This is a genomic window from Caballeronia grimmiae, from assembly GCF_000698555.1.
GTDB lineage: Bacteria > Pseudomonadota > Gammaproteobacteria > Burkholderiales > Burkholderiaceae > Caballeronia > Caballeronia grimmiae.
In genome coordinates this window covers 1-1173 of sequence record NZ_JFHE01000123.1, presented here as the reverse complement: position 1 = coordinate 1173, position 1173 = coordinate 1, and the positions used below count along the sequence as shown (strand labels likewise).

Sequence of the window (1173 nt, the reverse complement as noted above, 5' to 3'; positions counted from 1 at the left end):
CTGACGTAGTGATCGTATCGGCCGCGCGTACGGCGGTTGGCAAGTTCGGCGGTTCGCTCGCGAAGATTGCGGCGCCGGATCTGGGTGCAACGGTGATTCGCGCGGTGCTGGAGCGCGCGGGCGTGAAGCCGGAGCAGGTGAGCGAAGTCATCATGGGTCAGGTGTTGACGGCGGGCTCGGGTCAGAATCCGGCGCGTCAGTCGGTGATCAAGGCCGGCCTGCCCGAAATGGTTCCCGGCATGACGATCAACAAGGTCTGCGGCTCGGGCCTGAAAGCGGTGATGCTGGCGGCCAACGCGATCATCGCGGGCGATGCCGAGATCGTCGTCGCGGGCGGTCAGGAGAACATGAGCGCCGCGCCGCACGTGCTGCCGGGTTCGCGCGACGGCTTCCGCATGGGCGATGCGAAGCTCATCGACTCGATGGTCGTCGATGGCCTCTGGGACGTGTACAACAACTATCACATGGGCACGACGGCGGAAAACGTCGCGCGCGAGTACGGCATCTCGCGTGAGGAACAGGACAGGTTCGCGGCGCTGTCGCAGAACAAGGCGGAAGCCGCGCAGAAGGCCGGCCGTTTCAACGACGAGATCGTGCCGATCGCAATTCCGCAGCGCAAGGGCGAGCCGCTGCAGTTCGCCACCGACGAGTTCGTGCGTCACGGCGTGACGGCCGAGGCGCTCGCCGGCCTCAAGCCGGCGTTCTCGAAGGAAGGCACGGTGACGGCGGCGAACGCGTCGGGCATCAACGATGGCGCGGCGGCGGTCGTCGTGATGTCGGCGAAGAAGGCCGAGGCGCTGGGCTTGACGCCGCTGGCGCGCATCAAGGCGTACGCGAACGCGGGCGTCGATCCGAAGGTGATGGGCATGGGTCCGGTGCCGGCCTCGAGGCGCTGTCTGGAGCGCGCGGGCTGGGGCGTGAACGATCTGGACCTGATGGAGATCAACGAGGCGTTCGCGGCGCAGGCGCTGGCCGTGCATAAGCAGATGGGCTGGGACCAGTCGAAGATCAACGTGAACGGCGGGGCGATTGCGATCGGTCATCCGATCGGCGCATCGGGCTGCCGCATTCTGGTCACGCTGCTGCATGAGATGCAGAAGCGCGATGCGAAGAAGGGCCTGGCGTCGCTGTGCATCGGCGGCGGCATGGGCGTCGCGCTGGCGGTCGAGCGTC

The 1173-nt window shown here is 67.1% G+C and carries 1 protein-coding gene; it reads left to right on the top strand.

Annotation, left to right across the window (positions count from 1 at the left end):
• The coding region (locus BG57_RS30895; RefSeq protein ID WP_052006121.1) for an acetyl-CoA C-acetyltransferase at window positions 1–1173 on the top strand (1173 nt) is incomplete at both ends.